General features: G+C 71.7%; 22 protein-coding genes. 13 read left to right on the top strand and 9 right to left on the bottom strand.

Annotated elements, in window-relative coordinates:
- Nucleotides 1-2: 2 nt before the first annotated feature.
- Genes ABGA98_RS32150 through ABGA98_RS32135 form a run of 4 tightly spaced genes read right to left on the bottom strand, consistent with a single transcriptional unit; the run spans nucleotide 3 to nucleotide 5,099 of the window.
- A complete protein-coding gene (locus ABGA98_RS32150) occupies nucleotides 3-1,190 on the bottom strand; it encodes a glycosyltransferase (RefSeq protein ID WP_347622159.1) in 1,188 nt (395 codons plus the stop codon).
- On the bottom strand, nucleotides 1,187-2,446 hold the full coding sequence (locus ABGA98_RS32145; RefSeq protein WP_347622158.1) for a glycosyltransferase family 9 protein: 1,260 nt from the start codon (nucleotides 2,444-2,446) through the stop codon (nucleotides 1,187-1,189). The genes ABGA98_RS32150 and ABGA98_RS32145 overlap by 4 nt, the downstream gene beginning before the upstream one ends.
- The gene (locus ABGA98_RS32140) at nucleotides 2,443-3,459 is read right to left on the bottom strand and encodes a glycosyltransferase (RefSeq protein WP_347622157.1); all 1,017 of its coding nucleotides are present in this window, start codon (nucleotides 3,457-3,459) and stop codon (nucleotides 2,443-2,445) included. Before ABGA98_RS32140 ends, ABGA98_RS32145 begins: the two co-directional genes overlap by 4 nt.
- Nucleotides 3,456-5,099: a carbamoyltransferase C-terminal domain-containing protein gene (locus ABGA98_RS32135; protein WP_347622156.1), complete on the bottom strand. Its 1,644-nt coding sequence runs from the start codon at nucleotides 5,097-5,099 to the stop codon at nucleotides 3,456-3,458. The genes ABGA98_RS32140 and ABGA98_RS32135 overlap by 4 nt, the downstream gene beginning before the upstream one ends.
- Before the next feature lie 170 nt (nucleotides 5,100-5,269).
- On the opposite strand from ABGA98_RS32135, the gene ABGA98_RS32130 reads away from it, so the two are divergent.
- Genes ABGA98_RS32130 through ABGA98_RS32120 form a run of 3 tightly spaced genes read left to right on the top strand, consistent with a single transcriptional unit; the run spans nucleotide 5,270 to nucleotide 7,117 of the window.
- Nucleotides 5,270-5,863 carry an HAD-IIIA family hydrolase gene (locus ABGA98_RS32130; protein WP_347622155.1) on the top strand — a complete coding sequence of 198 codons (594 nt, stop codon included), beginning with the start codon at nucleotides 5,270-5,272 and terminating at the stop codon, nucleotides 5,861-5,863.
- A complete protein-coding gene (locus ABGA98_RS32125) occupies nucleotides 5,860-6,780 on the top strand; it encodes a glycosyltransferase (RefSeq protein ID WP_347622154.1) in 921 nt (306 codons plus the stop codon). Before ABGA98_RS32130 ends, ABGA98_RS32125 begins: the two co-directional genes overlap by 4 nt.
- A gap of 34 nt (nucleotides 6,781-6,814) precedes the next feature.
- Nucleotides 6,815-7,117 (top strand): WhiB family transcriptional regulator, encoded by a 303-nt coding sequence (locus tag ABGA98_RS32120; protein WP_347622316.1) that lies wholly within the window; start codon nucleotides 6,815-6,817, stop codon nucleotides 7,115-7,117.
- On the opposite strand, the gene ABGA98_RS32115 is transcribed toward ABGA98_RS32120, so the two are convergent.
- The gene (locus ABGA98_RS32115; protein WP_347622153.1) at nucleotides 7,053-7,538 is read right to left on the bottom strand and encodes a peptide deformylase; all 486 of its coding nucleotides are present in this window, start codon (nucleotides 7,536-7,538) and stop codon (nucleotides 7,053-7,055) included. The genes ABGA98_RS32120 and ABGA98_RS32115 overlap by 65 nt on opposite strands.
- 238 nt (nucleotides 7,539-7,776) lie before the next feature.
- Here ABGA98_RS32115 and ABGA98_RS32110 point away from each other — a divergent pair, with 238 nt between their 5' ends.
- Nucleotides 7,777-8,928: a uroporphyrinogen-III synthase gene (locus ABGA98_RS32110; RefSeq protein WP_347622152.1), complete on the top strand. Its 1,152-nt coding sequence runs from the start codon at nucleotides 7,777-7,779 to the stop codon at nucleotides 8,926-8,928.
- Nucleotides 8,925-9,662 carry a CbiX/SirB N-terminal domain-containing protein gene (locus ABGA98_RS32105; protein WP_347622151.1) on the top strand — a complete coding sequence of 246 codons (738 nt, stop codon included), beginning with the start codon at nucleotides 8,925-8,927 and terminating at the stop codon, nucleotides 9,660-9,662. Before ABGA98_RS32110 ends, ABGA98_RS32105 begins: the two co-directional genes overlap by 4 nt.
- Nucleotides 9,663-9,695: 33 nt before the next feature.
- Here the strand turns inward: ABGA98_RS32105 and ABGA98_RS32100 are convergent, their stop codons facing one another.
- Both ABGA98_RS32100 and ABGA98_RS32095 read right to left on the bottom strand, forming a co-directional pair.
- Nucleotides 9,696-10,250, bottom strand: a complete 555-nt coding sequence (locus tag ABGA98_RS32100) for a hypothetical protein (RefSeq protein ID WP_347622150.1) — start codon at nucleotides 10,248-10,250, stop codon at nucleotides 9,696-9,698.
- Between the two features lie 157 nt (nucleotides 10,251-10,407).
- Nucleotides 10,408-11,262, bottom strand: coding sequence for a PAC2 family protein (locus ABGA98_RS32095; RefSeq protein ID WP_132604671.1), 855 nt, complete (start codon nucleotides 11,260-11,262; stop codon nucleotides 10,408-10,410).
- A gap of 373 nt (nucleotides 11,263-11,635) precedes the next feature.
- Here ABGA98_RS32095 and metH point away from each other — a divergent pair, with 373 nt between their 5' ends.
- The 8 genes from metH (at nucleotide 11,636) to ABGA98_RS32055 (ending at nucleotide 22,918) form a co-directional block, all read left to right on the top strand.
- A complete protein-coding gene (gene metH, locus ABGA98_RS32090) occupies nucleotides 11,636-15,100 on the top strand; it encodes a methionine synthase (protein WP_347622149.1) in 3,465 nt (1,154 codons plus the stop codon).
- A gap of 96 nt (nucleotides 15,101-15,196) precedes the next feature.
- Complete coding sequence (locus ABGA98_RS32085; RefSeq protein ID WP_347622148.1) at nucleotides 15,197-15,883, top strand: HAD family phosphatase; 687 nt, start codon at nucleotides 15,197-15,199, stop codon at nucleotides 15,881-15,883.
- 105 nt (nucleotides 15,884-15,988) lie between these two features.
- Nucleotides 15,989-16,480: a cellulose synthase gene (locus tag ABGA98_RS32080; protein WP_347622147.1), complete on the top strand. Its 492-nt coding sequence runs from the start codon at nucleotides 15,989-15,991 to the stop codon at nucleotides 16,478-16,480.
- A gap of 228 nt (nucleotides 16,481-16,708) precedes the next feature.
- Nucleotides 16,709-17,701 carry an ABC transporter permease gene (locus ABGA98_RS32075; RefSeq protein WP_347622146.1) on the top strand — a complete coding sequence of 331 codons (993 nt, stop codon included), beginning with the start codon at nucleotides 16,709-16,711 and terminating at the stop codon, nucleotides 17,699-17,701.
- 48 nt (nucleotides 17,702-17,749) lie between these two features.
- Nucleotides 17,750-19,510 (top strand): ABC transporter substrate-binding protein, encoded by a 1,761-nt coding sequence (locus ABGA98_RS32070; RefSeq protein WP_347622145.1) that lies wholly within the window; start codon nucleotides 17,750-17,752, stop codon nucleotides 19,508-19,510.
- An 84-nt stretch (nucleotides 19,511-19,594) separates the two neighbouring features.
- A complete protein-coding gene (locus ABGA98_RS32065) occupies nucleotides 19,595-20,608 on the top strand; it encodes an ABC transporter permease (protein WP_132604661.1) in 1,014 nt (337 codons plus the stop codon).
- The gene (locus ABGA98_RS32060; RefSeq protein WP_347622144.1) at nucleotides 20,605-21,630 is read left to right on the top strand and encodes an ABC transporter ATP-binding protein; all 1,026 of its coding nucleotides are present in this window, start codon (nucleotides 20,605-20,607) and stop codon (nucleotides 21,628-21,630) included. The genes ABGA98_RS32065 and ABGA98_RS32060 overlap by 4 nt, the downstream gene beginning before the upstream one ends.
- Nucleotides 21,631-21,880: 250 nt before the next feature.
- Nucleotides 21,881-22,918 (top strand): dipeptide ABC transporter ATP-binding protein, encoded by a 1,038-nt coding sequence (locus ABGA98_RS32055; protein WP_347622143.1) that lies wholly within the window; start codon nucleotides 21,881-21,883, stop codon nucleotides 22,916-22,918.
- A 291-nt stretch (nucleotides 22,919-23,209) separates the two neighbouring features.
- Here ABGA98_RS32055 and ABGA98_RS32050 read toward each other — a convergent pair whose 3' ends face one another.
- The gene (locus ABGA98_RS32050) at nucleotides 23,210-23,893 is read right to left on the bottom strand and encodes a response regulator transcription factor (RefSeq protein ID WP_132340456.1); all 684 of its coding nucleotides are present in this window, start codon (nucleotides 23,891-23,893) and stop codon (nucleotides 23,210-23,212) included.
- Nucleotides 23,890-25,065, bottom strand: a complete 1,176-nt coding sequence (locus ABGA98_RS32045; RefSeq protein ID WP_347622142.1) for a sensor histidine kinase — start codon at nucleotides 25,063-25,065, stop codon at nucleotides 23,890-23,892. The genes ABGA98_RS32050 and ABGA98_RS32045 overlap by 4 nt, the downstream gene beginning before the upstream one ends.
- Between the last annotated feature and the right edge of the window lie 89 nt (nucleotides 25,066-25,154).

Below are 25,154 nucleotides of genomic sequence, written 5' to 3'. Positions count from 1 at the left end.
GATCAACCCCCCAGGGCCGCCAGATGGCCGACCTTGCCGTCGATGACCTGCGCGTACACGGCCTCCGTGCGCTCGGCCACGCGGGCCCAGCCGTACCTCTCGCGGGCCCGGCGCGCCCCCGCCGCGCCCAGCTCCGCCCGCCTGCCCGGGTCGCCGAGCACCTCGCGCAGCACCCTGGCCAGGGCGCGCGGGCGGCGCGGCGGCACCAGCACGCCCGCCCCCGCGACCGTGTCCAGGTGGCCGCCGACCGCCGAGGCCACGACGGGAACGCCGCACGCCATCGCCTCCACCGGCACCATGCCGAACGGCTCGTACCACGGCACCGTGACCACGACGTCGGCCGAGCGCATCAGCGCCGGCACGTGCGAGCGCGGCACGCTGCCGATCACGTGGACGCGGTGCTCCAGCCCGTACGCCCCGGCCAGCTCGCGCAGCCGGCGCGCCTCCGCGTCGTCCCGGTCCCCGCCGGCGATCACCAGGTCGGCGCCGGGCACCCCGCGCATCGCCCTGACGATGGTGTCGACACCCTTGCGCGGCACCATCCTGCCGATGCTCAGCACCAGGCTGCCCTCGGCGCGTGGCGCGACCGGGCCTTCCGGGCAGAACGCGGTCAGGTCCACCCCGCACGGCACGACCGCGACCCGCTGCTCGGGCACGCCCATCGCGCGCAGCTCGTGCACCTCGTCGGTGCAGGTCGCGAGCACGGCGTCGGCCCGTTTGGCGATCTCTCGCTCGGTGGCGATCCGGTGCGCGGGGCTGGAGTCCGCCCCGCCCTGCCAGCGCCGCTTGACGGTGCCGAGCGCGTGGAACGTCTGCACCACCGGCACGCCGGCGGCCGCCTGAAGGGCCGCCTGCCCGCTCATCCAGAAGTGGGCGTGCACGATGTCCGGCGGGCGCGCGGCCCACCGGCCGGCCAGCCGCTCGGTGAACTCCGGCATGTACGGAGGAAGCTCGTCCTTGGGGACCTGGGCCGCGGGGCCGGCGGGGACGTACTCGATCGTGACGCCCGGCGCCATGGTCATCGAGGCGGGCTGCGAGCCGCGGGTGCGCCGGGTGTGGACGACCACCGTGTGCCCGCGCTCCGCCAGCGCCACGGCCAGCGCGGCGACGTGCACGTTCTGGCCGCCGGAGTCCACGCCGCCCACCGCGGCCAGCGGGTCCGCGTGCTCGGAGATGAGATCCACCTTCACTGCGTCAGCTCCCTCACTGCCTTGACCACCTGCTCGCTCGTCACCTGGGACAGGCATGGGTGCCCGGGCACCGGGCAGGTGCGCGCCCTGCTGTCCCGGCACGGCGCCTGCTGGTCGCCGAGCAACACCGTGGGAACGCCGTACGGGGCCCACCGGACCGCGGGGACGACGGGGGCGAACAGGCTCACGACCGGAGTGCCGACGGCCGCGGCCAGGTGGGCGGGGCCGGTGTTGCCGGCCACCAGCACGCCCGCGTGCTCGATCACGGCGGCCAGTTCGGCGAGCGTGGTCATCCCGCCCAGGTCGACGGCGACGTCTCCGGCCACGTGGGCGGTGAGATCACGTTCTGTTCCGGTCACGACGACCCGGTGCCCGTCCTCGGCCAGCTCCCGCACCGCCTGCCGGTGCAGGCCGGCGGGCCAGGTGCGGGCGGGGGCCGAGGTGCCGGGGTGGACCACGATGTACGTGCGCCTGTCAGCGCCGGACGCGTTCCCCAGAAGTCCCGAAATATCCGGCAATGGCCGCTGAACAGCGAGTTTTCCGTCATCGTCCGGCGGCAGCAGGAACCCGGCCGCCGCGGCCACGGCCAGCATCCGCTCCGCCTCCGGCACGTCGGCGCTCTCGTCCACGACGTGCCTGACATCCAGCAGCGAGCCGGGATAGTCGTTGCTGATGGCGGTGATCCTGCGCACACCCGCCAGTCTCAGCAGCAGCGCCAGCGGCAGCGCCGACTGGTGGAACGACGTCAGCACCACCGCCTCGTCCACGCCGCGCAACCGGCCGACGAGGCCGGCGACGTCGTTCCTGCTGACCGGCGGCGGGGTGTGGTCGATCCACGGGGCGTGCCACCCGATCACCTGGTCCACGCCCGGCAGGAGCTCGGCGGCAGCCCTGCCGTTCGGGCCCGCCAGGAAGACCACCTCGGCGGCCAGCGTCCGCACGGCCCTGACGGCGGGTCCCGCGAGCAGCACGTCACCCGCGTCGTCCAGGCGTGCCACGAGCACCCGCCCCCGGCCCGCGCCGCTCCGCACCGGCTCTCCCCGCTCGGCCGGCGCCTGCCCGGACCTGTCGTGGACGGCCCGGTTCCGGCCGATCCCGCCCCGCTCCGCGCGCCGGCCCGTGCCCGCGCGTCGCCCGGTGCCCCCGCGCCGGGCGCCACCGGGCCTGCCGGTGTAGGCGGGCGCGCGCGCCGGCGCGCCCTCGGCCTGGCACGGGTTCGAGCCGCACGACACGGTTTCCGCCCAGCGAGCGCTCATCGCCGCGCCCTCCATTCCCCTCGCAGCCGGTGCACGCAGGCGACCGGCGGGATCACCACGCTGGTGACGACCATCCGCACCACCTCGGCCGGACTACGCGGCCCCGGCGCGATCCGGCGCCACGCGAACTCGGCGGTCAGCGCTCCCCAGGCGAGCGCCGCCACCCCCGCCGCCCGCCACCGTCGGGAACGGTCCCGAGCCGGTCCCGCGCCGATCGCCGGCACGCCGCGGAAGCCCGTGCGGCCCGTACCCCTGCCGCGCAGGGCGGCCGCGCCCAGAGCCGTCGCCGCGAGCGCGGCCGCCGTGGTGGCGGCGTGCAGGCGCAGGCGGCCGGGAGCGCCGCCGATGGCGGCCCGCCACCCCGGCCCGTGCAGGCGCCGCATGAGCGCGTCGTCGGCGTTGCCCCGCTGGAAGCGCACGCTCGCCCAGAACCCGTCGTCGCGCACCGGATGGGTCGTCACCCGCTGTCCGCGCACCAGCCGGTGCCCCGCCCGCGTCACCCTCAGCGCGAGGTCGGCGTCCTCCCGGTACGCCCGGGGAAAGCGCTCGTCGAACCCCCCGGCGGACTCCAGCACCGGACGCCGGTAGGCCATGTCGGCGGTCACCCACAGCGCGCCGGAGAGCCCGGCGGTGTGCCGCTCGCCGTCGGCGGGCCGCCGACGGGCAGGCAGCGGCACCACGATCCGCCCCTGGCTGCCGGCCACGTCGTCCGGCAGGTCCACGAGGTCCTTCCAGACCGCCTCCGCCCACCCGGGCCCGGGGATCACGTCGTCGTCGAGGAACACCACCCACGGCGTCTCCGCGGCCCGCCACCCCGCGTTGCGCGCCGCGGCGGGCCCCCTCCCGAAGGAGCGGACGACCCGCACCCGGCCGGGAAGCGACTCCACGACCCCGGCGGCGCCGCCCGGCGCCGTCCTGTCGTCGACCACGACCACCGGCAGGCCGGGGCCCACGGCGGCCAGCGCGTCCAGGAGCGTGGCGCGCCCGATGGTGGGGATCACCACGGTGATCACCGGGCGAACACCTCCCCGCGCCGCACCAGGTACGGCCCGAGCACGAGCACGTCCACCGGCGACGACCCGAAGCACTCCAGAGCGTCCCTGGGATCGTCGACCATGGGCCGCCCCGCGGTGTTCAGGCTCGTGTTGACCACCACGGGCAGCCCCGTCCGCGCCTCGAACTCGCGCAGCACCCGCGCCATCAGCGGGTCGGCGTCCGGCGAGACCGTCTGGATGCGCGCCGTCCCGTCCACGTGCACGACCGCGGGGATGCGCGGCGCCCAGCCGGGGTCCACGTCGTGGACGAACAACATGTACGGCGAGGGCACCGGCCCCCGTCCGAAGATCTGTGCCGCCCGCGACTCCAGCACCATCGGCGCGACCGGCCGGAACTGCTCGCGCCCCTTGACGTCGTTCAGCCGCTCGGTGTTGCGCGCGTGACCCGGGTGGGCCAGCAGCGACCGGTGGCCGAGCGCGCGCGGCCCGTACTCCGACCGCCCCTGGAACCAGGCCACGATCCGGTCGGCGGCCAGCTCGGCCGCCACCGCGGCGGCCAGGTCGGCGGGCCGGGTGTGGGGCACGCGCGCCACGTCCAGCCAGGCGCCCAGTTCCTCGTCGGTGAAGCCGCGCCCGAGCGCCGTGCCGGGCATGGGCGCGGCCGGCTCGCCGTACGCGTGCGCCAGGTGCAGCGCGCCGCCCAGCGCGGTGCCGGAGTCGCCCGCCGCCGGCTGGACCCAGACCTCCTCGAACGGCCCCTCGTCCAGCAGCCGGGTGTTGGCCACGCAGTTCAGGGCCACCCCGCCGGCCAGCGCCAGCCGCCGCTCGCCGGTCCGCTCGTGCAGCCAGCGCACCAGCTCCAGCAGCACCTCCTCCAGCCGGGCCTGCACGCTGGCGGCCAGGTCGGCGTGGTCGGAGGTCCAGGCCGCGCCCCCGCGCAGCGCCTTGGCGTAGCCGCCCCAGTCGACCGGCTCGACGCGGAAGCCGCCGTCCCCGGTCGTGTAGATCACCTCGCGCAGCGCGGCCAGGTGGCGGGGCCGGCCGTAGGAGGCCATCGCCATGACCTTGTACTCGTCGCTGGAGCGCAGGAAGCCGAGGTGTTCCGTGACGTCCTCGTACATGAGGCCGAGCGAGTGCGGCAGCTCCTGCGCGGCCAGCACCTCCAGCTCGCCGTCGCGGTAGCGGCCGGCCAGGTGGGAGACGTTCTCGCCGCGCCCGTCGCACACCAGGACCGCGCAGTCCCGCCCCGGCGTCGACCACCGGGAGGCCAGCCCCGCGGACGCGGCGTGCGCCACGTGGTGCGGCACATAGCTGACCTGGCCGGGGTCCAGGCCCGGCAGCGCGGTGGACAGGAACGCGGGCGCGCGCACGGCGTACCTCGTGCGCAGGTCCTCCCACGCGCCCTCCGGCTGCTGGACCACCAGAGAGGGGTCGTAGGAGTAGGCGACGGCGTCGATGTCCTCGGGGGAGAGTCCCGCCTCCCGCAGGCACCACGCGGCGGCCAGCTCGGGCAGTTCCCAGGCCGAGAACGCCAGCGGCCGCTTGCCGTGCTTGCGGCGGCTGAAGCGCTCCTCCTCCGCGGCGGCGACGATCTTCCCGTCGACCACGAGCGCGGCGGCCGGGTCGTGGAAGATCGCGTTGATGCCGAGAAACTTCATGTCCCCTCCCCACAGATGTCGAGAACCGCTACCGACAGGAGCGGCTCTCAAACATTCGGCAACCGGACGACGTGCGAAAACGGGCCTCTGTGCCGGGAGATTGTCACGCTAAGTAGTTGTTTGTCGGTTGAGGGCCCGGGTAGCTGCGGGACACGCGACGGAGGTGAATGGTGTTCGAAAAGCGACGTCCCGGCGCCGTGCTGTTCGACCGGGACGGGACCTTGATCAGGGACGTTCCGTACAACGGCGATCCCCGTCTCGTCGAGCCCATGCCAGGTGCGACGGAGGCGCTGGGCCGGTTGCGGCGCGCAGACGTCCCGGTGGCCGTGGTCACCAACCAGTCCGGGGTGGCCAAGGGGCTGGTCACGCCCGACGAGATGGACCAGGTGAACGCCAGGGTGGAGGAGCTGCTCGGGCCGTTCGACGCCTGGGCCATCTGCGTGCACGACGACACCGACGGCTGCACCTGCCGCAAGCCCGCGCCCGGACTCGTGATCAGGGCCGCCGCCGTGCTCGACGTCAGCCCGCGCGACTGCGTGGTGGTGGGCGACATCGGCAGGGACATGGAGGCGGCCAGAGCCGCCGGGGCCAGGGGAATCCTCGTCCCCACCATGGACACGCTGCCGGAGGAGATCGAGGAGGCCCCCGAGGTCGCCGACGATCTGACCGACGTCGTGGAGCGCGTGCTCAACGACGTCGGCGAGGCACCCGTGCCGGCGGCCGCCGCGCCCTGGGCCAGGGCGATGGGCTGGAGCCGCTGGTGAGGATCCTCATCTGGCACGTGCACGGCTCGTGGACCGGCGCCTTCATCAGGGGCGCCCACGACTACCTCCTCCCGCTCGTCCCCGGCCGCGGACCCGACGGCCGGGGCCGCGCCGCCACCTTCGACTGGCCGGCCGCGGCCCGCGAGGTGCCGTACGACCGGCTGCGCCACGAGCCCGTGGACGTGGTCGTCTACCAGCGCCCGCACGAGATCGGCCTGGCCCGCGAGTGGCTCGGCCGCGACGTGCCCGGCGTCTACGTCGAGCACAACACCCCGGCCGGCGACGTGCCCCGCACCCGCCACCACCTCGCCGGCCAGAACGACGTCACGCTCGTGCACGTCACCCACTTCAACGAGCTGTACTGGGACAACGGCCGGGCCCGCACGCGCGTCATCGAGCACGGAGTCCCCGATCCCGGCCACCTGTACACGGGCGAGCTCCCCCGGGCGGGCGTCGTGGTCAACGAACCGGTACGCCGCACCAGGGTCGCCGGCACCGACCTGCTGCCCCGCTTCGCCGAGCGGGTGCCCCTCGACGTGTTCGGCATGAAGGTGGACGGGCTGCCGTACGGCACCCACGAGGACCTGCCGCAGCACGTCATGCACGCCGAGCTGGCCAGGCGGCGCGTCTACCTGCACCCCTACCGGTGGACCTCGCTGGGGCTCGCCCTCGTCGAGGCCATGACGCTGGGCATGCCCGTGGTCGCGCTGGCCGCCACCGAGGCGATCGAGGCCGTGCCGCAGGAGGCCGGCGTCCTGTCGACGAAGGTGAACGTGCTCGCCGGCGCGCTGCACGATTTCGTGGCCGATCCGGAGCGCGCGAGCCAGGCGGGAAAGGCCGCCAGGGCCGCGGCTCTGGCGCGGTACGGGCTCGACCGGTTCCTCGCCGACTGGGATCGGCTGCTCGACGAGGTATGACGGCCAGACGTCTGGGTAGGCGCGCCCCATGATGATGCTCGACTGGACACGCAGGGCGGCCTGCCTCGACCTGGACCCGGAGCTGTTCTTCCCGATCTCCCAGGAAGGTCCCAGCCAGTCACAGGTCCAGCGGGCCAAGCACGTCTGCGGCGGCTGCCCCGTACAGGAGGCGTGCCTCGACTACGCGCTCAGCACCCGGCAGGCGTACGGCGTCTGGGGCGGCACCGATCCGGAACAACGGCGCGAGCTCAGGGCGGACGCCGCCGCCCGCCTCAGCCCGCAGGCAGCGCCTCGGCGAGAAACCGTGCCCGCTCGCTCTCTTCGAGATGGTCGCTGAACAACACGCCGTCGAGATGGTCGACCTCGTGCTGCAACACCCTCGCCAGGATGCCCAGCGCCCGCACCGTCACCGGCTTGCCGAACATGTCACGGCCACGCGCGGTGACCATGTAGGAACGTTCCAGCGGCCACCACACGCCGGGCGCCGACAGGCACGCCTCGTCCGCGGTGACGCGCCGCTCTGACAGCTCCAGGCGAGGGTTGACCAGATGGCCCGCCTTGCCGTCGTACGCGTAGACCACCACCCGCACCGCCTCGCCCACCTGCGGCGCCGCCAGGCCGGCCCGGCCGGCTCCCGCCCGCATCGTGGCCGTCAGCGTCTTCACCAGCCGCCTGAGCTCCCGGTCGAAGTCGTGCACCGGCGCCGCCACCGCGCGAAGCAGCGGATCGTCGAACATGCGAATAGGCCGGACCGTCACCAGCACTCCCCGATAGCCGTCGTCATGACGGACGTTTCCCTCCGCGGCGCCGCCCCAACCGCGAAGGTTCCTGCCTTGTAGCACAGCGGTAACAGAGGAGACCCAGTGGCGAAACCACCCGGAAGCAGGATCGGAGCGTGATCTCACTTGCGTCGTACGCGCCTGTGATGCCTGGCCGGGTGCTCGGGGCCCGGCCAGGCACAGGGGCAGAAATCCCTGTCCGGCCGGAGTGGTCCGCATGAGCGGGCGCTCGTCCCCGGAGACGGAGCCGGACGCGCTGGCCGGCTTCACCATCGGCGTGACCGCGACCAGGCGGCGGGAGGAGTTCGGGGCGCTGCTGGAGCGGCGCGGCGCGCGCGTGGTCAGCGCCCCCGCCATCAGGCTGGTCCCGCTGGCCGAGGACGCCGACCTGCTCGCCGCGACCCGGCACAGCCTGCAGGGGCCGCTCCACGACGTGGTGATCACCACCGGCGTCGGCTTCCGCGGCTGGATGGCCGCCGCGGAAGGCTGGGGGCTCTCCACCGACCTGGGCGAGCACCTGTCCAAGGCGCGCCTGCTGACGCGCGGGCCCAAGGCCAGGGGAGCCGTGCGGGCGGCCGGGCTCAACGACCACTGGACGCCCGCCACCGAATCGTGCGACGAGATCAAGCAGTACCTGCTGGCCCAGGACCTGAGAGGGCGGCGCATCGCGGTGCAGCAGCACGGTGAGCCGCTCACCGAGTTCGTGGCCGCCCTGCGGGCGGCGAGGGCCGAGGTGATCGAGATCCCGGTCTACCGGTGGCTGCCGTACCGCGACGCCTCGCCGCTGCGCCGGCTCATCAGCCAGACGGTCTCCGGCTCGGTGGACGCCGTCGCCTTCACCAGCGCCCCCGCCGTGCACGCCATGCTGGGCATGGCCCGCTCCGAAGGGCTGGAGGACGCGCTGCTGTCCGCCTTCAGCGGGCCCGTGGTGGCCGCCTGCGTGGGGCCCGTGACCGCGGGCCCGCTGGACTCGCGCGGCGTGCCCACGCTGCAGCCGGATCGTTCACGGCTCGGCGCGCTGGCCCGCGCCCTGGCCAGGCACCTGCCGGAGCACGGCGTCGCCAAGCTCGTGGCCGGCGATCACCAACTGGAGATCCGCGGCCACGCCGTGGTCGTCGACGGGGAACTGCGGCCGCTGCCGCCGGCCCCGATGGCGGTGCTCAAGCGCCTGGCCGACAAGCCGGGGCACGTGGTGTCCCGCGCCGACCTGCGTACCGTGCTGCCGGGCGGCGTCGCGCGCGAATCGGCCGAGCACGCGGTGGAGATGGCCATCACCCGGCTGCGCCGCGCCCTCGGGCCGAGCGGCATCGTGGAGACGGTGGTCAAGCGCGGCTACCGGCTCGCCTGCCGCTACGAGGCGGGGTCGTGACCCCCGCGCTCGTGCTGGCCGCGCACGGCACGCGCAGCCCCGAGGGTCAGCGAACCCTCACGGCCCTGGCGGAGACGGTCAGAAGAGCGCGCCCCGGCCGGCGGGTCGAGCTGAGCCATCTCGAGATCAGCGCGCCGCTGCTGGCCGAGGTGCTCCCCGCCGTCGCGGGCCCCGTCGTCGTCGTGCCGCTCCTGCTGGCCGGCGGCTACCACGTCCACATCGACCTGCCCGCGGTGATCGCGCGGAGCCGTCCGGACGCGGTGGTGGCCGGCCGGCTGGGGCCGCACCGGCTGCTCACGTCGGCGCTCGTCCGCAGGCTGGCGCGGGCCGGGCTGCGCGCGGACGACGCCGTCGTGCTCGGCGCGGCGGGCTCCTCCGACCCGGCCGCCCTCGCCGACGTGCGCGCCGCCGCCCACCGGCTCGGCGTGCGCCTGGCGCGCCCGGTCACCGCCGCCTTCGCCTCCGCCGGCGCTCCCTCGCTGGAGGAGGCGGTGGAACGGCTCGGCTCCGCCGCCCGGGTGGTGATCGCGTCGTACGTCCTCGCGCCCGGCTTCTTCCACGACAGGCTGACCGCGGCGGGGGCGGGACCGGTGAGCGAGCCGCTGGGGGCCGACCCGGACGTGGCGGCGCTGATCTGGCACCGCTACGAGGAGGCGCTCCGTGACCGCCGCGCGACGGCGCGTCACCCTCATCGCTGGCACGCCCCGACAACCCGCCGCCCCGCGACCCCCTGACCGCACCCCGCGACCCGCGGGGTGCGGGGGGCGTCAGGCGTGGACGGGTTCGAGGCGCAGCTCGCGGACGATCTCCCTGGCACTGTCGTCGAGGCTCGGCCCGGCGTCCCGTCCGACGAACATCTCGATGTAGGCCCGGTGGAAGCAGCCCGCGACCAGCAGTCGCGCGCTGGCCTCGGGGTCGGCGTCGGGCCGCACCCGCCCCAGCCGCTGCTCGGCGGCCAGGTACGCGGCGAGTGGCGTCGTCTCCGTGCGCGGCCCGAGCCCGGCGTCGCGCAGGGCCTCGCGGAACCGGACCGTCACGTCAGGCGAGGTGAAGGCGGGCAGCGCCGCGCTCTGCACCTCCCTGTAGTAGTCGATGCCCGCTCGCGCCACCGGCCGAAGATTGTCGGAGATGCATCCTTTCCCTACGCGATGGGTTAGATCGTGGAGGATGCTGAGCCAGAGCGGGAGCCGATCCTGCAGCAGCGCGAGGAAATAGTCGACATTGCCGCCGCTGCGGTCCTCCCTGACGGAGACGGCCATCTCAAGGATGCGCCGCCTGGTGTCCTGACTTCTTTGGTGCGGGTCCACGTGGGAAGTCGCCATGGCATGCCTAACGGTGCGCGGTCGGTTGATCAGGCATTACGGTGCGTCGTCGATGCTGATGGAAGGGGCGACGGCTGGTGTCCGGCTTTGTGCAATCGTGCGAGGCACCGATTATCACCCGAAACCGCGGAAAATGTGGAGATTCGCCCTCTAAAGGTCAGCTGTCGGTGTCGCGGTCCCTGCGCCGCAGGTAACGCTCGAACTCCGCGGCGATCGCGTCGCCGCTGGCCTCGGGCAACTCGGCGGCGTCCTTACGCTCCTCGAGCTCCTTGACGTACTCGGCGACCTCGCTGTCCTGCGAGGCCAGCTCGTCGACGCCACGCTCCCACGCGCGGGCCTCCTCGTCGAGGTCGCCCAGCGGCATGGGGATCTCCAGCACGTCTTCGAGACGGCGCAACAGCGCGACCGTGGCCTTGGGGTTGGGCGGCTGCGCGACGTAGTGGGGCACCGACGCCCACAGCGACACCGCGTCCATGCCGGCCCGGCCGAACTCGTGCTGCAGCACCCCCACGATGCCCGTCGGGCCCTCGTAGCGGCTCAGCTCCAGGTTGGTCGAACGCGCCAGCGTCTCGTCCGTGGCGCCGCCGAGAATGGGCACGGGCCGGGTGTGCGGCGAGTCGTTGAGCAGGGCCCCCAGCATCACGGCCAGCTCGACGCCGAGCTCGCGGCAGACCTCGATGATGTCGGCGCAGAACGAGCGCCAGCGCATGTTGGGCTCGATGCCGCGCAACAGCACGACGTCGCGCTCGACGCCCGGCGGGCGGGCGCGCAGCAGCCGCGTCGTCGGCCACACGATCGACTGGGCCAGCCCGTCGTTCATCTCGACCACGGGCCGGGTCACCTGGAAGTCGTAGTAGTCGTCGGGGTCGAGCGCGACCAGCGTCTCGGCCTTCCAGGCGGACTCGAGATGGGCGACCACACCGCTGGAGGCCTCGCCCGCGTCGTTCCACCCTTCGAACGCGGCTATGAGCACCGGGTCGACGAGCTCGGGGAGCCCTTCGAGGTCTATCACGTGTCGCCTCCTCTCTCCATCATCCCGCTAAGCCTATGCGGTTCGGGGTCGTCAGCGTCACCGATCTCCCTCCGCGACGCCCCGCGAACGCCTCACCACGGCGCTCGCGGGCCCCGTCCCCGGGCCGCCTCATGATCGCCGGAACCCGTACGCCCTCCGCCGGACATCATCCGGTCCTCGCCCAGAGCTTTCCCGCCGGGGCCGGATGCCGCACGGGGCGCGCTCCCTCATGGGCACGTACACGCACGGGGCACGAGCGTGGCGCCGGTCGCGCGGGCCGGGGACGCCTGACGCCACGCTCTGACGGGCGCGTCTACCGGCGCTCGAGGCGGCCTCGAACGATGGTTCAGGCACAGCCGATAAGCTTCACCTCATGAGCATCTCCCCGTCCTTCCGAGAAGTGTTGTCCCAGCGCGTCGTCGTCGCCGACGGGGCGATGGGCACGATGCTGCAGGCCCAGGACCCGACGCTCGACGATTTCCACGGCCACGAGGGCTGCAACGAGGTGCTCAATGTCACCCGGCCCGACATCGTCCGTGGCGTGCACGACGCCTATTTCGCCGTCGGCGTCGACTGCGTGGAGACCAACACCTTCGGTGCCAACCTGGCCGCGCTCGGCGAATACGACATCCCCGAGCGCGTCTTCGAATACTCCGAAGCCGGCGCGCGCATCGCGCGTGAGTCCGCCGACCACTGGTCCACCCCTGACCAGCCGAGGTTCGTGCTCGGCTCGATGGGCCCCGGCACCAAGCTGCCGACGCTGGGCCACCTGCCCTATGCCAGCCTGCGCGACGCCTACCGCGACAACGCCGCAGGCCTGATCGCCGGCGGCGCCGACGCCCTGATCGTCGAGACCTGCCAGGACCTGCTGCAGGTGAAGGCCGCCGTCATCGGCGCCAGGCGAGCCGTCGAAGACTCCGGCCGCGACGTGCCGATCATCGCCCAGGTGACGATCGAGACCAACGGCGCGATGCTGCTCGGTTCCGAGATCGGCGCCGCGCTGACCGCGATCGAGCCGCTCGGCGTCGACGTCGTCGGGCTCAACTGCGCGACCGGCCCCGCGGAGATGAGCGAGCACCTGCGCTACCTCGCCCGACACTCGCGGCTCAAGCTCTCCTGCATGCCCAACGCCGGCCTGCCGGTGCTCACCTCCGACGGCGCCTACTACCCGCTCAGCGCGGAGGAGCTGGCCGGCGCGCACGACACCTTCACCAGCGACTACGGCCTGTCCCTGGTCGGCGGCTGCTGCGGCACCACGCCCGAGCACCTTCGCCAGGTCGTCGAGCGGGTCAGGGGCAAGCAGCCCGTCCAGCGCCGCCCCCACCCCGAGCCCGGCGCGTCCTCCCTCTACCAGACCGTGCCGTTCCGGCAGGACACCTCCTACCTCGCCATCGGCGAGCGGTGCAACACCAACGGCTCCAAGGTCTTCCGTGAGGCCATGCTGGAGGGCCGCTGGGACGACTGCGTCGAGATGGCCCGCAACCAGGCCCGCGACGGCGCCCACATGCTCGACCTGTGCGTCGACTACGTCGGGCGCGACGGCGCGGCCGACATGAAGGAGCTGGCCTTCCGCTTCGCCACCGCCTCCACGCTGCCGATCATGCTCGACTCGACCGAGCCCGCGGTGCTGCAGGCCGGTCTGGAGATGCTCGGCGGGCGCGCCGCCGTCAACTCCGTCAACTACGAGGACGGCGCGGGCCCCGGCTCCCGCTTCCAGAAGATCATGCGCCTGGTGCGCGAGCACGGATCGGCCGTGGTGGCGCTGACCATCGACGAGGAGGGCCAGGCCCGCACCGCCGACCGGAAGGTGGGCGTCGCCGGCCGCCTCATCGACGACCTGACCGCCAACTGGGGCATGCGGGTCGAGGACATCATCGTCGACTGCCTGACCTTCCCCATCGCCACCGGCCAGGAGGAGACCAGGCGCGACGGCCTGGAGACCATCGAGGCCATCCGCGAGCTCAAGCGCCGCCATCCGGGCGTGCAGACCACGCTGGGGCTGTCCAACATCAGCTTCGGCCTCAACCCCGCCGCCCGCATGGTGCTCAACTCGGTGTTCCTCAACGAGTGCGTCAACGCCGGGCTCGACTCCGCCATCGTGCACGCCTCCAAGATCCTGCCGATGGCCCGCATCCCCGACGAGCAGCGCCAGGTCGCGCTCGACATGGTCTACGACCGCCGGCGCGAAGGCTACGACCCGCTGCAGCGCTTCATGGACCTGTTCGAGGGCGTCGACGCCGCCGCCATGCGCGCGGGCAAGGCCGAGGAGCTGGCCGCGCTTCCGCTGTGGGAGCGGCTCAAGCGGCGCATCATCGACGGCGAGAAGAAGGGCCTCGAGGCCGACCTCGACAGCGCGCTGGAGCAGCGCCCCGCCCTGGAGATCATCAACGACGTGCTGCTCGACGGCATGAAGACCGTGGGCGAGCTGTTCGGGTCGGGGCAGATGCAACTGCCGTTCGTGCTGCAGTCGGCCGAGGTGATGAAGGCGGCCGTCGCCTACCTCGAGCCCCACATGGAGCGGGTCGACGGTGAGACGAAGGGCCGCATCGTACTGGCCACCGTCAAGGGCGACGTGCACGACATCGGAAAGAACCTCGTCGACATCATCCTGTCCAACAACGGCTACCAGGTGGTCAACCTCGGCATCAAGCAGCCGGTCTCGGCCATCCTGGAGGCCGCGGACGAGCACAAGGCCGACGTCGTGGGCATGTCGGGCCTGCTGGTCAAGTCGACGGTCATCATGAAGGAAAACCTGGAGGAGATGAACTCCAGGGGCCTGGCGGAGCGCTATCCCGTGCTGCTCGGCGGGGCCGCGCTCACCCGCGCCTACGTCGAGCAGGATCTGGCCGAGCTGTTCGCGGGCGAGGTGCGCTACGCTCGCGACGCGTTCGAGGGGCTGCGGCTCATGGACTCGTTCATGGCCGTCAAGCGCGGCGTCGCCGGCGCCACGCTGCCGCCGCTGCGCGAGCGGCGCGTCAAGACCGGTGCCGTGCTCACCCGCACGCCCGTCGAGGAGTTGCCGGCCCGCTCCGACGTGGCGGAGGACAACCCCGTGCCGTCGCCGCCGTTCCACGGCGACCGCGTCGTCAAGGGCATCTCGCTGGCCGACTACAGCGCCTTCCTCGACGAGCGGGCGCTGTTCCTCGGCCAGTGGGGGCTCAAGCCCGCCAGGGGCGGCCAGGGGCCCGGCTACGACGAGCTGGTGGAGACCGAGGGGCGGCCGCGCCTGCGCATGTGGCTCGATCGCATCCAGACCGAGGGCCTGCTGGAGGCGGCCGTCGTCTACGGCTACTTCCCGTGCGTCTCCGACGGCGACTCGCTGATCATCCTGGACGACGACGGCGGCGAGCGCACCCGCTTCACGTTCCCGCGCCAGCGCCGCGACCGTCACCTGTGCCTGTCCGACTTCTTCCGCGGCAAGAGCTCCGGCGAGGTCGACGTGGTCGGCTTCCAGGTGGTCACCATGGGGCCGAAGATCGCCGAGGCCACCGCCGAGCTGTTCGCGAAAGACGCCTACCGCGACTACCTCGAGCTGCACGGCCTGTCGGTGCAGCTCACCGAGGCGCTGGCCGAATACTGGCACGCCCGTGTGCGCCAGGAGTGGGGGATCGGCGGAGACGAGTCGCTCGACGACATGCTCAAGGTCAACGTCCAGGGGTGCCGCTACTCGTTCGGCTACCCCGCCTGTCCCAACCTGGAGGACCAGCAGCAGCTGTTCCAGCTGCTCGATCCCGAGCGCATCGGGGTGACGCTGTCGGAGGAGTTCCAGCTCCACCCCGAGCAGGCCACCTCCGCGCTGGTCGCCCACCATCCCGAGGCGAAATACTTCAACGTCTGACCCGGCCCGGCACCCCTCGGTGGGAGCGGACCCACCGAGGGGCCCGGGCGCCCGCGAGGCGTGCCCGGAGACAGGAGCGGGGGAGGACGACGGCACATGGCGACCGAGCGGGCCGGACGGAGTGAGGCGATGGACATGCAGGCGGTCTTCTTCGACATGGACGGCCTGCTGGTCGACACCGAGAAGATCTGGCTCGAGATCGAGTCCGAGGTGATGGGCAGGCTCGGCGGCACATGGACGCCCGACCACCAGGCGCACCTCCTGGGCGGGTCCATGGAGCGCGCGGTCGGCTACATGTTGTCCGTGTCCGGCTCCGGCGAGAGCGCCGTGACGGTGGAGCAGTGGATGGTCTCCGGCATGGTCGAGCGCCTTTCCGGAGGGGTGCGCGTGATGCCGGGCGCGTCCGAGCTCCTCGACGCGCTGCGCGACGAGGGCGTCCCGGTCGGGCTGGTCACCTCCTCGTTGGGGGAGATCGCCGACGCGGTGCTCAAGGGCGTCGGCCGCGACCGGTTCGACATCGTGGTGACCGCCGACGACGTCGAGCGGACCAAACCCCACCCCGAGCCCTACCTGACGGCCGCGCGGACGCTCGGCATGCGGCCGGTCCGCTGCGTCGTCCTGGAGGACTCGCCGAACGGCGTGGCGGCGGCCACCGCCGCCGGCTGCGCGGTGGTGGCGGTGCCCAGCCTGCTGCCGGTCGAGGCGGCGGCCGGCCGCCTGGTGGTCTCCTCCCTGGAGGAGGTCACGGTCGACCGGCTGAGAGCTCTCCTGCCCGGCGCCTGAGGGGCCAGGGCCCGTCCCCTAGGGGAAATGTGGTTCTCGCGGAGGATGCCGTCCCGCGTTCGCGTGCCAGGATGGAGGCAGAGCCACAACGAGGGAGCGGGCAGGATGTCGTTTGACCAGATCGCTTGGCTGCCGCTGTGCGCCGGGGCGACCATCGCCGGGCTGGTGTTGAGTTTCCTGGCATTCCGGCGCAGGGGGGCCGCCTCCGGGCTGCGGGTGGCGGCGTGGGCGCTGCTGCCGGTGGCGGCCTATCTGACCGACGCGCTACGGTCGCTGTGGACCATCGGCGTCACCATCGTGGGCTTCGTGACCGGTCTGGTGTTCAACCCGCTCGTGTGGGCGGGAGTGGCCGTCGCGGGGCTGTCGGCGGTGCTCTTCGTCGTGTCCGGAGTGATGCGGGGCAGGAAGCTGAGGATCGTGAGGCGGCGGAAGAAGCCGTCCGCGGACGCTCAGCAGGAACAACCTGTTCAGCCCGCAGCGAACAAGCCGGCCGTTTCGAGCAAACCGCAGCCCGCAGCGGCCGCTCCCAAGGCGGGCAAGGGCGACGACGACTTCTCCGACATCGAAGAGCTGCTGAAGCGCCGGGGCATCAGCTGATCCGGTCGCTCTGTCACAGTTCCGAGACTCAACCGGGACGCAGGCTAGACATTGTCGTAAAGATCAATACGAATGAGTTTCGCATCAATCACAGATTAGCCACATAGCGGCCTGAGGGACTGGTCAGTGCAGCTCAGGCCATAGATTCTGCCTCCTGAGGTCGCGCGACTCGCGGTCTGAAGTCAACACTCCATAGACGCGTCGTCTGCTATCAGGGGGCAATCCGGCATGACCGCACCGCTAGACGTTTCCGGTTCCGCCGCAGAAGCGCAGCCGGAGTCGGTGCTCGCGGGAGCGGGCAAGGCCATCCAGGGCAGATCCCTCACCCGGATCGCCTGGATGCGGCTCAGGCGCGACAAGATCGCGCTTACCGGCGGCATCGTCGTCGTGCTGCTCATTCTCGTCGCGGTCTTCGCCTCGCCCATCATCGCCGTGTTCGGCCACCCGCCCCTGGAGTTCCACCAGGACCAGATCGACCAGAGCACGCTCCTGCCCAAGGGCGCGTTCGGCGGCATGAGCGGCGAATACCTGCTCGGCGTCGAGCCGATCAACGGCCGCGACATCTTCAGCCGCATCGTCGCCGGCGCGTGGATCTCGTTGCTGATCGGTTTCCTCGCCACGATGTTGTCGGTGCTCATCGGCACCACGCTGGGCGTCATCGCCGGCTACTTCGGCGGCTGGATCGACCTGGTGATCGGCCGGCTGATGGACGTCTTCCTGGCCTTCCCGCTGCTGGTCTTCGCGATCGCGCTGGCGGGCGTTGTGCCCGACAGGGGGTTCGGCCTCGAGGGCAACGGCCTGCGGATCGCCATGATGATCTTCATCATCGGCTTCTTCAGCTGGCCCAGCATCGGCCGCATCGTCCGCGGGCAGACGCTCTCGCTGCGCGAGCGGGAGTTCGTCGACGCTTCGCGAAGCCTGGGGGCGCGTAACGGCTACATCCTGTTCCGCGAGATCCTGCCCAACCTGATGGCGCCGATCCTGGTCTACGCGACCCTGCTCATCCCGACCAACATCCTGTTCGAGGCGGCGCTCTCCTTCCTTGGTGTCGGCGTCAACCCGCCCACTCCCACCTGGGGAGGCATGCTCTCGGAGGCGGTCCGGTTCTACACGCTGCCGCACTTCGTGCTCTTCCCGGGGCTGGCGATCTTCGTTACCGTCCTTGCGTTCAACCTGTTCGGCGACGGGTTGCGGGACGCCTTCGACCCGCGGGCGCACTGATCTTCGCCAACGCTCCATCCCCATCTCACTCATCAAGGGGTTACGTCAATGAGAAGGAAAACCGCACTGGCAGGGGCCGCGACAGCGGCGCTCGCCCTGGTGCTCTCCGCATGCGGCGGAGGCGGCGGCACACAACAGCCCGCCGATTCGTCCTCCGGCGGCGCCGCGCAACCCGCGTTCAACGCCGGCCTCAACGAGGTGTTCAACCCCTCGACGAAGAAGGGCGGCACCCTCAAGGCCGCCCACTCCGCCGACTGGGACAGCCTCGACCCGGGTGACACCTACTACGGCTACTCGTTCAACTTCGGCCGCCTCTACTGGCGGACGCTGACGACGTACAAGCCGGGTCCCGGCCCCGAGGGCAACACCGTCGTCCCCGACCTCGCCGAAGGGCTGGGCGAGGCGAGCGACGGCGGCAAGACCTGGACGTACAAGCTCAAGAGCGGGCTGAAGTTCGAGGACGGCACGGAGATCACCGCAAAGGACGTGGCCTACGCCGTGGCGCGCTCCTGGGACAAGAAGACCTTCCCGCACGGCCCCTCCTACCTCAACGAGCTGCTCGACTGGCCGAAGGACTTCAAGGGCGTCTACGACGACCCCGACGCCGACTACTCCTCGGCTGTCGAGGCGACCGACGACTCGACGGTGGTCTTCCACCTGAAGGAGCCGTTCGCGTCCATGGACTACGTCGTGCAGATGCCGATGACCGCCCCGGTTCCCAAGGACAAGGACACCGGCGCGAAATACAAGGAGAAGGTCGTCTCCTCGGGCCCGTACAAGTTCGAGACCAACGAGATCGGCAAGGGCTTCACACTGGTGCGCAACGACCAGTGGGACCCGGCGACCGACCCCATCCGTCCCGCGCTGCCCGACCGGATCGAGGTCCAGCTCAACGTCAACGCCGACGACCTGGACAACCAGCTCATCGCCGGTGACGTCCACCTTGACATCCCCGGCACCGGCATGCAGCCGGCCGCGCTGGGCAAGGTGCTGCCCGACCCCGCGCTGAAGGCGCGTACGGACAACCCCACCATCCCCAGGCTGTGGTACGTCTCGGTCATCCCCGACACGCCGCCGCTGGACAACATCGAGTGCCGCAAGGCGGTCATGTGGGCCGCCGACCGCGTCGCCAACCAGACCGCCTACGGAGGCGAGCTGGCCGGCGGCGAGATCGCCACGAACGTCCTGCCGCCGCCCATCGTCGGCCAGGAGAAGTTCGACATGTACGCGACGCCGGGCAACAAGGGCGACGTCAACAAGGCCAAGCAGGCCCTCGCCGCCTGTGGCCAGCCGAACGGCTTCTCCACCACCATGACCTACCGCTCCGACCGTCCTCGCGAGAAGGCGCTGGCCGAGGCCATGGAGCAGGCGCTGGCCAAGGTCGGCATCAAGCTGACGCTCAAGGGCTTCCCCGGCTCCAGCTACTTCTCCGACTACGCCGGCAACGTCAACTACGTGAAGAAGAACGGCATCGGCCTGGCCGCCCACGGCTGGGGCTCCGACTGGCCTGACGGCTACGGCTTCCTGCAGGCCATCGTCGACAGCCGTACGATCCGCGACGCCGGCAACTACAACCTCAGCGTCAAGAGCGACGAGGTCGACAAGCTGGTCGACCAGGCCTCCGCCGAGCTCGACGACGCGGCCCGCGCCAAGCTCTGGGTCGAGGTCGACAAGAAGGTCATGGAAGACGCCTCCATCCTTCCGGTGGTCTGGGCCAAGTCGCTGCTCATGCGCGGCAAGGGCGTGACGAACGTCGCCTACAACGAGGGCCAGAGCATGTTCGACTACATCTTGCTCGGCGTCGAGTGACCGTGCGAGGTACGGGGATCTAGCGAAGGCAGGTGAAGGCAGAAGTGGCCTGCTCGGCGACGGGCAGGCCACTCGGCCGTAGCGGTGTTCACATACATCATCAAACGGGTCATCGGCGCGTTCGCCATGCTCATCGTCATCAGCATGGTCACCTTCGGCATCTTCTACGTCGTCCCCCAGTGGGCCGGCGCCTCGCCGGAGGCCATGGCGTCGCGCTACGTCGGGCGCGCCGCGACGCCGGAGACGGTGCACCTGGTGGCCGAGCGGCTGGGCTTCAACGACCCGGTGGTCGTGCAGTACGGCAGGTTCGTCAAGGGCCTGGTCGCCGGAGCCGAGTACGACTACGGCGCCGGCGTCGAGCAGTGCCCCGCGCCCTGCTTCGGCTACTCCTTCATCAGCGGGCAGCCCGTCTGGCCCGACCTGCTGGACCGCATGCCGGTGACGTTCTCGCTGGCCATCGGCGCCGCCGTCCTCTGGGTGGTGGGCGGAGTCTGCGTGGGCGTGATCTCCGCGCTGCGCCGGGGCAGCTTCTTCGACCGCCTTTCCATGGGCACCGCGCTGGCCGGAGTCTCGCTGCCGATCTTCTTCACCGGCATGCTCTCCCTGGTCGTCTTCAGCTACGGCCTGGGCTGGACCCCGCCCGGCGGCGCCTGGACTGACATCTCCGTCAATCCAGCCCAATGGGCCTACAACCTGCTGCTGCCGTGGATCACGCTGGCGTTCCTGTTCGCCGCGACCTACGCCCGGCTCACCCGCGCCGGCATGCTGGAGACGATGGGCGAGGACTACATCCGCACCGCCAGGGCCAAGGGCCTGCACGAGCGGGAGGTCGTGGTCAAACACGGCCTGCGGGCCGCGCTGACGCCCATCCTGACCCTCTTCGGCATCGACTTCGGTCTGCTCATCGGCGGCGCCATCCTCACCGAGACCACCTACACTCTGCCCGGGCTCGGCCAGTTCGCCATCCTGGCGATCAGAAATCAGGACATGCCGCAGGTCATGGGCGTGGTGCTGGTCGCCGCGATGTTCGTGGTCGTGGCCAGCCTGGTCGTCGACCTGCTCTACGCCGTGGTCGACCCGAGGGTGAGGTTGTCGTGAGCTTCCTTGACGTCAAGGACCTGAAGATCCATTTCCCGACCGACGACGGCCTGGTCAAGTCCGTCGACGGGTTGTCGTTCAGCGTCGATCGCGGCAAGACCCTGGGCATCGTGGGGGAGTCGGGCTCGGGCAAGAGCGTGACCAGCCTCGGCGTCCTCGGCCTGCACAAGGGCGGGCGGGCGCGGATCTCCGGCGAGATCTGGCTCGACGGCGAGGAGCTCAACGGCGCCTCGGCCGAGCACGTACGCGGGCTGCGCGGCAAGAAGATGGCGATGATCTTCCAGGATCCGCTGTCGTCCATGCACCCTTACTACACGGTCGGCCACCAGATCATCGAGGCCTACCGCATCCACAACGACGTCTCCAAGCAGGTGGCCCGCAAGCACGCCGTCGACATGCTCGGCCGGGTCGGCATCCCGGAGCCGGGAAGGCGCGTCGACAGCTACCCGCACGAGTTCTCCGGCGGCATGCGCCAGCGCGCCATGATCGCCATGGCGCTCTCGTGCGACCCCGAGTTGCTCATCGCCGACGAGCCGACCACCGCGCTCGACGTGACCGTGCAGGCGCAGATCCTCGACCTGATGCGCGACCTGCAGCGCGAGTTCAACTCCGCGCTCATCATCATCACGCACGACCTCGGCGTGGTGGCGGAGCTGTCCAACGACATCCTCGTCATGTACGCGGGCAGATGCGTCGAATACGGCGCCACCGACGACATCTTCTACCGTCCCGAACACCCCTACACCTGGGGGCTGCTGGGCTCCATGCCCCGCCTCGACCGTGAACCCACCGAACGGCTGCTGCCGATCAAGGGCTCCCCGCCGTCGCTGATCAACGTGCCGGACGGCTGCGCCTTCCACCCCCGCTGCCCGTTCGCCGAGCGCACCGGGGGCAAGGCCGAGACCGAGGCGCCGGCGCTCGCCGAGACCGAGGGCGGCCACCTGGTGCGCTGCCACATGAGCCGGGACGAGCGGCGCACGCTGTGGGAGGACGAGATCAAGCCCGCGCTGGAGACCTCGTGACCTCCGCTCCTGCCCGCGAGGCCGGGGCATCCCCGACGAAGCCGGGTGGCGCGCGGGTCGCCACCCCGGCCCGCGCCTGGAAGGCTTCCCGCGCCGCCACACACCCCGAGGCGGTCGCGCTCGCCGGCGTCACCACCGACGCCGGTGACTCCGGGCCGCCGCGCCGACACGATCAGGAGAACGTCATGCCCTGGAGCCCTCTATTCGTTCACCGCGCCAGGGGACGCGGTCGTCACGCGGGAGGTGCGCGATGACCGAGGTGAGCGACAACGAGCTGCTGCTTTCCGTCCGGAACGTCGAAAAGCACTTTCCCGTGACGAAGGGCCTGCTCAAAAAGCAGGTCGGCGCCGTCAAGGCGGTCGACGGGATCAGCTTCGACGTGGTCAAGGGCGAGACGCTCGGTCTGGTGGGCGAGTCGGGCTGCGGCAAGTCCACGACCGGGAGGCTGATCACCCGGCTGCTCGAACCCACGGCCGGTAAGATCATCTTTGAGGGGGAGGACATCTCGCACATGTCGCAGGGCCGGCTCAGGCCGCTCCGCCGTGACATGCAGATGATCTTCCAGGACCCTTACTCGTCGCTCAACCCCCGGCACACCGTCGGTGCCATCGTCGGCGCCCCCTTCCGCATCCAGGGCGTGCGGACCGAGAACGGCGTCAAGAAGGCCGTCCAGGACATCCTGGAGCTCGTCGGGCTCAACCCCGAGCACTACAACCGCTACCCCCACGAGTTCTCCGGCGGGCAGCGGCAGCGCATCGGCATCGCCCGTACGCTCGCGCTCAGGCCCAAGCTGATCATCGCCGACGAGCCTGTTTCCGCGCTCGACGTGTCCATCCAGGCCCAGGTCGTCAACCTGCTCGAAGACCTGCAGAACGAGCTCGACCTGACCTACGTCGTGATCGCCCACGACCTGTCGGTGGTGCGCCACATCAGCGACCGGGTCGCCGTCATGTACCTGGGCAAGATCGTCGAGATCGCCGACCGCAAGCGCCTGTACAGCTCGCCCATGCACCCGTACACCAACGCCCTGCTGTCGGCGGTGCCGGTGCCCGACCCGAGGGGGCGGGCCGGGCGCGAGCGCATCCGGCTGACCGGCGACGTGCCGAGCCCGCTCAACCCGCCGCCCGCCTGCCGCTTCCACACCCGCTGCTGGAAGGCACAGGACATCTGCAAGCAGGTCGAGCCGCCGCTGGAGGAGCTGGCCGGCGGCCACCAGGTCGCCTGCCACTTCCCGGAGAACGCCCTCAAGGTCTCCACCACGGCCCCCGCGGCGACCGAGGACGCCTGACCCCTGCCAGGCGCCGCGGCCGAGTGCGGCGCCGCCGTGGACGCGTGAGCCGGGAATGCCGGCGACGTGGCCCGGCGGGGCCGGGGTGGCCGGATTCCGTGGCGCCGGTCTCGGCGCGAGGTGGCTGGAGTACTGCGCCGGCCGTCGTGGCGATGTGACACCGGCGCGCGTACGGCCCGGCTTCGTGCGCGTGCCGAATCCTGCGGGGCACAATCGGCGCGCGCCGTGACCTCGATGGCGTGCCGGACGCGGAGCGGCGCGTGAACCGGCCTCAGGGCGGGGGAGCGGGTGTCAGGGCATGGCGCCCGGTGTGATCAACCCCGTCTCGTACGCCAGCACCACGGCCTGCACCCGGTCGCGCAGGCCCAGCTTGGTCAGCACGTTGCCGACGTGCGTCTTCACCGTGGTCTCGCTCACCACGAGCTTGGCGGCGATCTCCGCGTTGGACATGCCCTTGGCGATCAGCCGCAGCACCTCCAGCTCCCGCTCGGTCAGCCGGTCGAGCCGTGCGGGGGTGGCCTGCTCGTGAGCGGGCGGCAGCCGCGTGGCGAACCGGTCGAGCAGCCGCCGCGTCACGCTGGGCGCCACGATCGCGTCGCCGGCCGCCACCACCCGGATCGCCTGCACCAGCTCGTCGGGCGGCACGTCCTTCAGCAGGAACCCCGAGGCGCCCGAGCGCAGCGCCTCCACGATGTACTCGTCCAGGTCGAACGTCGTCAGCACCAGCACTTTCGGCACGTGCGCCGACGGCGCCGCCTCCCGCACGATCCTGCGGGTGGCCTCGATGCCGTCGACCCCGGGCATCCGGATGTCCATGAGCACCACGTCGGGCAGCAGCGCCCGCGTCTGCTCCTGGGCGCCCTTGCCGTCGCCGGCCTGGCCCACCACCGTGATGTCGGGCTCGGCCTCGAGAATCAGGCGGAATCCCGTACGCAGCAGTGGCTGGTCGTCCACCAGCAGCACTCTGATCGTCATTGGCCGTCCTTCAACGGGAATCTCGCCCGCACTTCGAAACCGCCCCCGGGTAGCGGACCGACGCTGAGGGTTCCACCATAGAGGGCAACCCTTTCACGAATGCCCAGCAAACCATGACCTGACCGAGCCGGCGCCCCGGCGGCGCCCCGACCGTCGTCGGCCACGCGTACGTCCAGCTCGTGCGGCGCGTGGCGGACCGTCACCACGGCCGTCGTCCCGGCGCCCGCGTGCCGCATGCTGTTCGTCAGCCCTTCCTGGACCAGCCGGTAGGCGGCCAGGTCGACCCCCGCTGGCAGCGGCGGCGGCTCGCCCTCGACGATCAGCCGCGTGGGCAGCCCGGCCTCACGCATCTGCTCGACCAGCGCGGGCAGGTCGTCCATGCCCGGCTGCGGGCCCAGCTCGGCGCGGGCGTCGGTGCGCAGCACGCCGACGATGTTGCGCATCTCGGACATGGCCATCCGGCCGGTGTGCTCGATCGCCGTCAGCGCCTCGCGGGCCAGGGCGGGATCGGAGGACAGCACCTTGCGCGCCGCGGCCGCCTGCACGGTCATCACGCTGACGTGGTGGGCGACGACGTCGTGGAGCTCGCGGGCGATCCTCGACCGCTCTTCGGCCCGTGCGGCCCGCGTGTCGGCCGCGCGCGCCCGCTCCAGCCGCGCCGCACGGCCTCTCAGCTCCTCCCTGTAGGCCCGGCGCAACCGCAGGCTCCGGCCCGCGCCCCACACCGAGACCAGCACCATGGCCACCACCACGTGGTCGCTCAGGCTCGTGGCCATGGGCGGGCCCGCCGCGGCGCCCAGGGTGTAACCCAGCGCCGAGATGAGCAGCCCGCCCAGCGCCATCGCCAGGCCCCGGTTGGAGGCCACGGAATAGAGCAGCACCAGCCCGGACAGGCCCGGCACCCCGGTGCTGTAGCCGAACGCGGTCAGCAGCGTCTCCGGCACCAGCCCTCCGCACAACGCCGCCAGCGGCCACCGCCTGCGCACGGTCACGGGGGCGCACGCCAGCAGCACCAGCAGCACACCGAACGGATCGGGCTCGCGCATGCCGTCGACCGCCAGGCCCCCGGACGGCAGCCGTCCGGGGTCGTAGAGAACGAACAGCGCCACCGAGGCCGCGGCCACCACCCCGGCGAGCACCGTGTCGTGGAGCCTGGTCCGGTCTATCCGCACCGCTTCACTGTAGGCCCAGGCCAGAGCACGCAACCTCCTCCCTCGGGAGGATTAGCGCGCACGCCCCGGCCACGCCGCGCCCCAGGACG

It is taken from the genome of Nonomuraea sp. B1E8 (assembly GCF_039871515.1).
GTDB lineage: Bacteria > Actinomycetota > Actinomycetes > Streptosporangiales > Streptosporangiaceae > Nonomuraea.
This window is presented reverse-complemented; position numbering and strand designations above follow the sequence as displayed.

Excerpts from the sequence above, each read along its gene's own strand:
- ABGA98_RS32080 (WP_347622147.1), top strand. The coding sequence starts at position 15,989 with ATGTCGTTTGACCAGATCGCTTGGCTGCCGCTGTGCGCCGGGGCGACC.
- metH (WP_347622149.1), top strand. The coding sequence starts at position 11,636 with ATGAGCATCTCCCCGTCCTTCCGAGAAGTGTTGTCCCAGCGCGTCGTC.
- ABGA98_RS32085 (WP_347622148.1), top strand. The coding sequence starts at position 15,197 with ATGGCGACCGAGCGGGCCGGACGGAGTGAGGCGATGGACATGCAGGCG.
- ABGA98_RS32055 (WP_347622143.1), top strand. The coding sequence starts at position 21,881 with ATGACCGAGGTGAGCGACAACGAGCTGCTGCTTTCCGTCCGGAACGTC.
- ABGA98_RS32145 (WP_347622158.1), bottom strand. The coding sequence starts at position 2,446 with ATGAGCGCTCGCTGGGCGGAAACCGTGTCGTGCGGCTCGAACCCGTGC.
- ABGA98_RS32050 (WP_132340456.1), bottom strand. The coding sequence starts at position 23,893 with ATGACGATCAGAGTGCTGCTGGTGGACGACCAGCCACTGCTGCGTACG.
- ABGA98_RS32100 (WP_347622150.1), bottom strand. The coding sequence starts at position 10,250 with ATGGCGACTTCCCACGTGGACCCGCACCAAAGAAGTCAGGACACCAGG.
- ABGA98_RS32135 (WP_347622156.1), bottom strand. The coding sequence starts at position 5,099 with ATGAAGTTTCTCGGCATCAACGCGATCTTCCACGACCCGGCCGCCGCG.
- ABGA98_RS32110 (WP_347622152.1), top strand. The coding sequence starts at position 7,777 with ATGAGCGGGCGCTCGTCCCCGGAGACGGAGCCGGACGCGCTGGCCGGC.
- ABGA98_RS32075 (WP_347622146.1), top strand. The coding sequence starts at position 16,709 with ATGACCGCACCGCTAGACGTTTCCGGTTCCGCCGCAGAAGCGCAGCCG.
- ABGA98_RS32120 (WP_347622316.1), top strand. The coding sequence starts at position 6,815 with ATGCTCGACTGGACACGCAGGGCGGCCTGCCTCGACCTGGACCCGGAG.
- ABGA98_RS32070 (WP_347622145.1), top strand. The coding sequence starts at position 17,750 with ATGAGAAGGAAAACCGCACTGGCAGGGGCCGCGACAGCGGCGCTCGCC.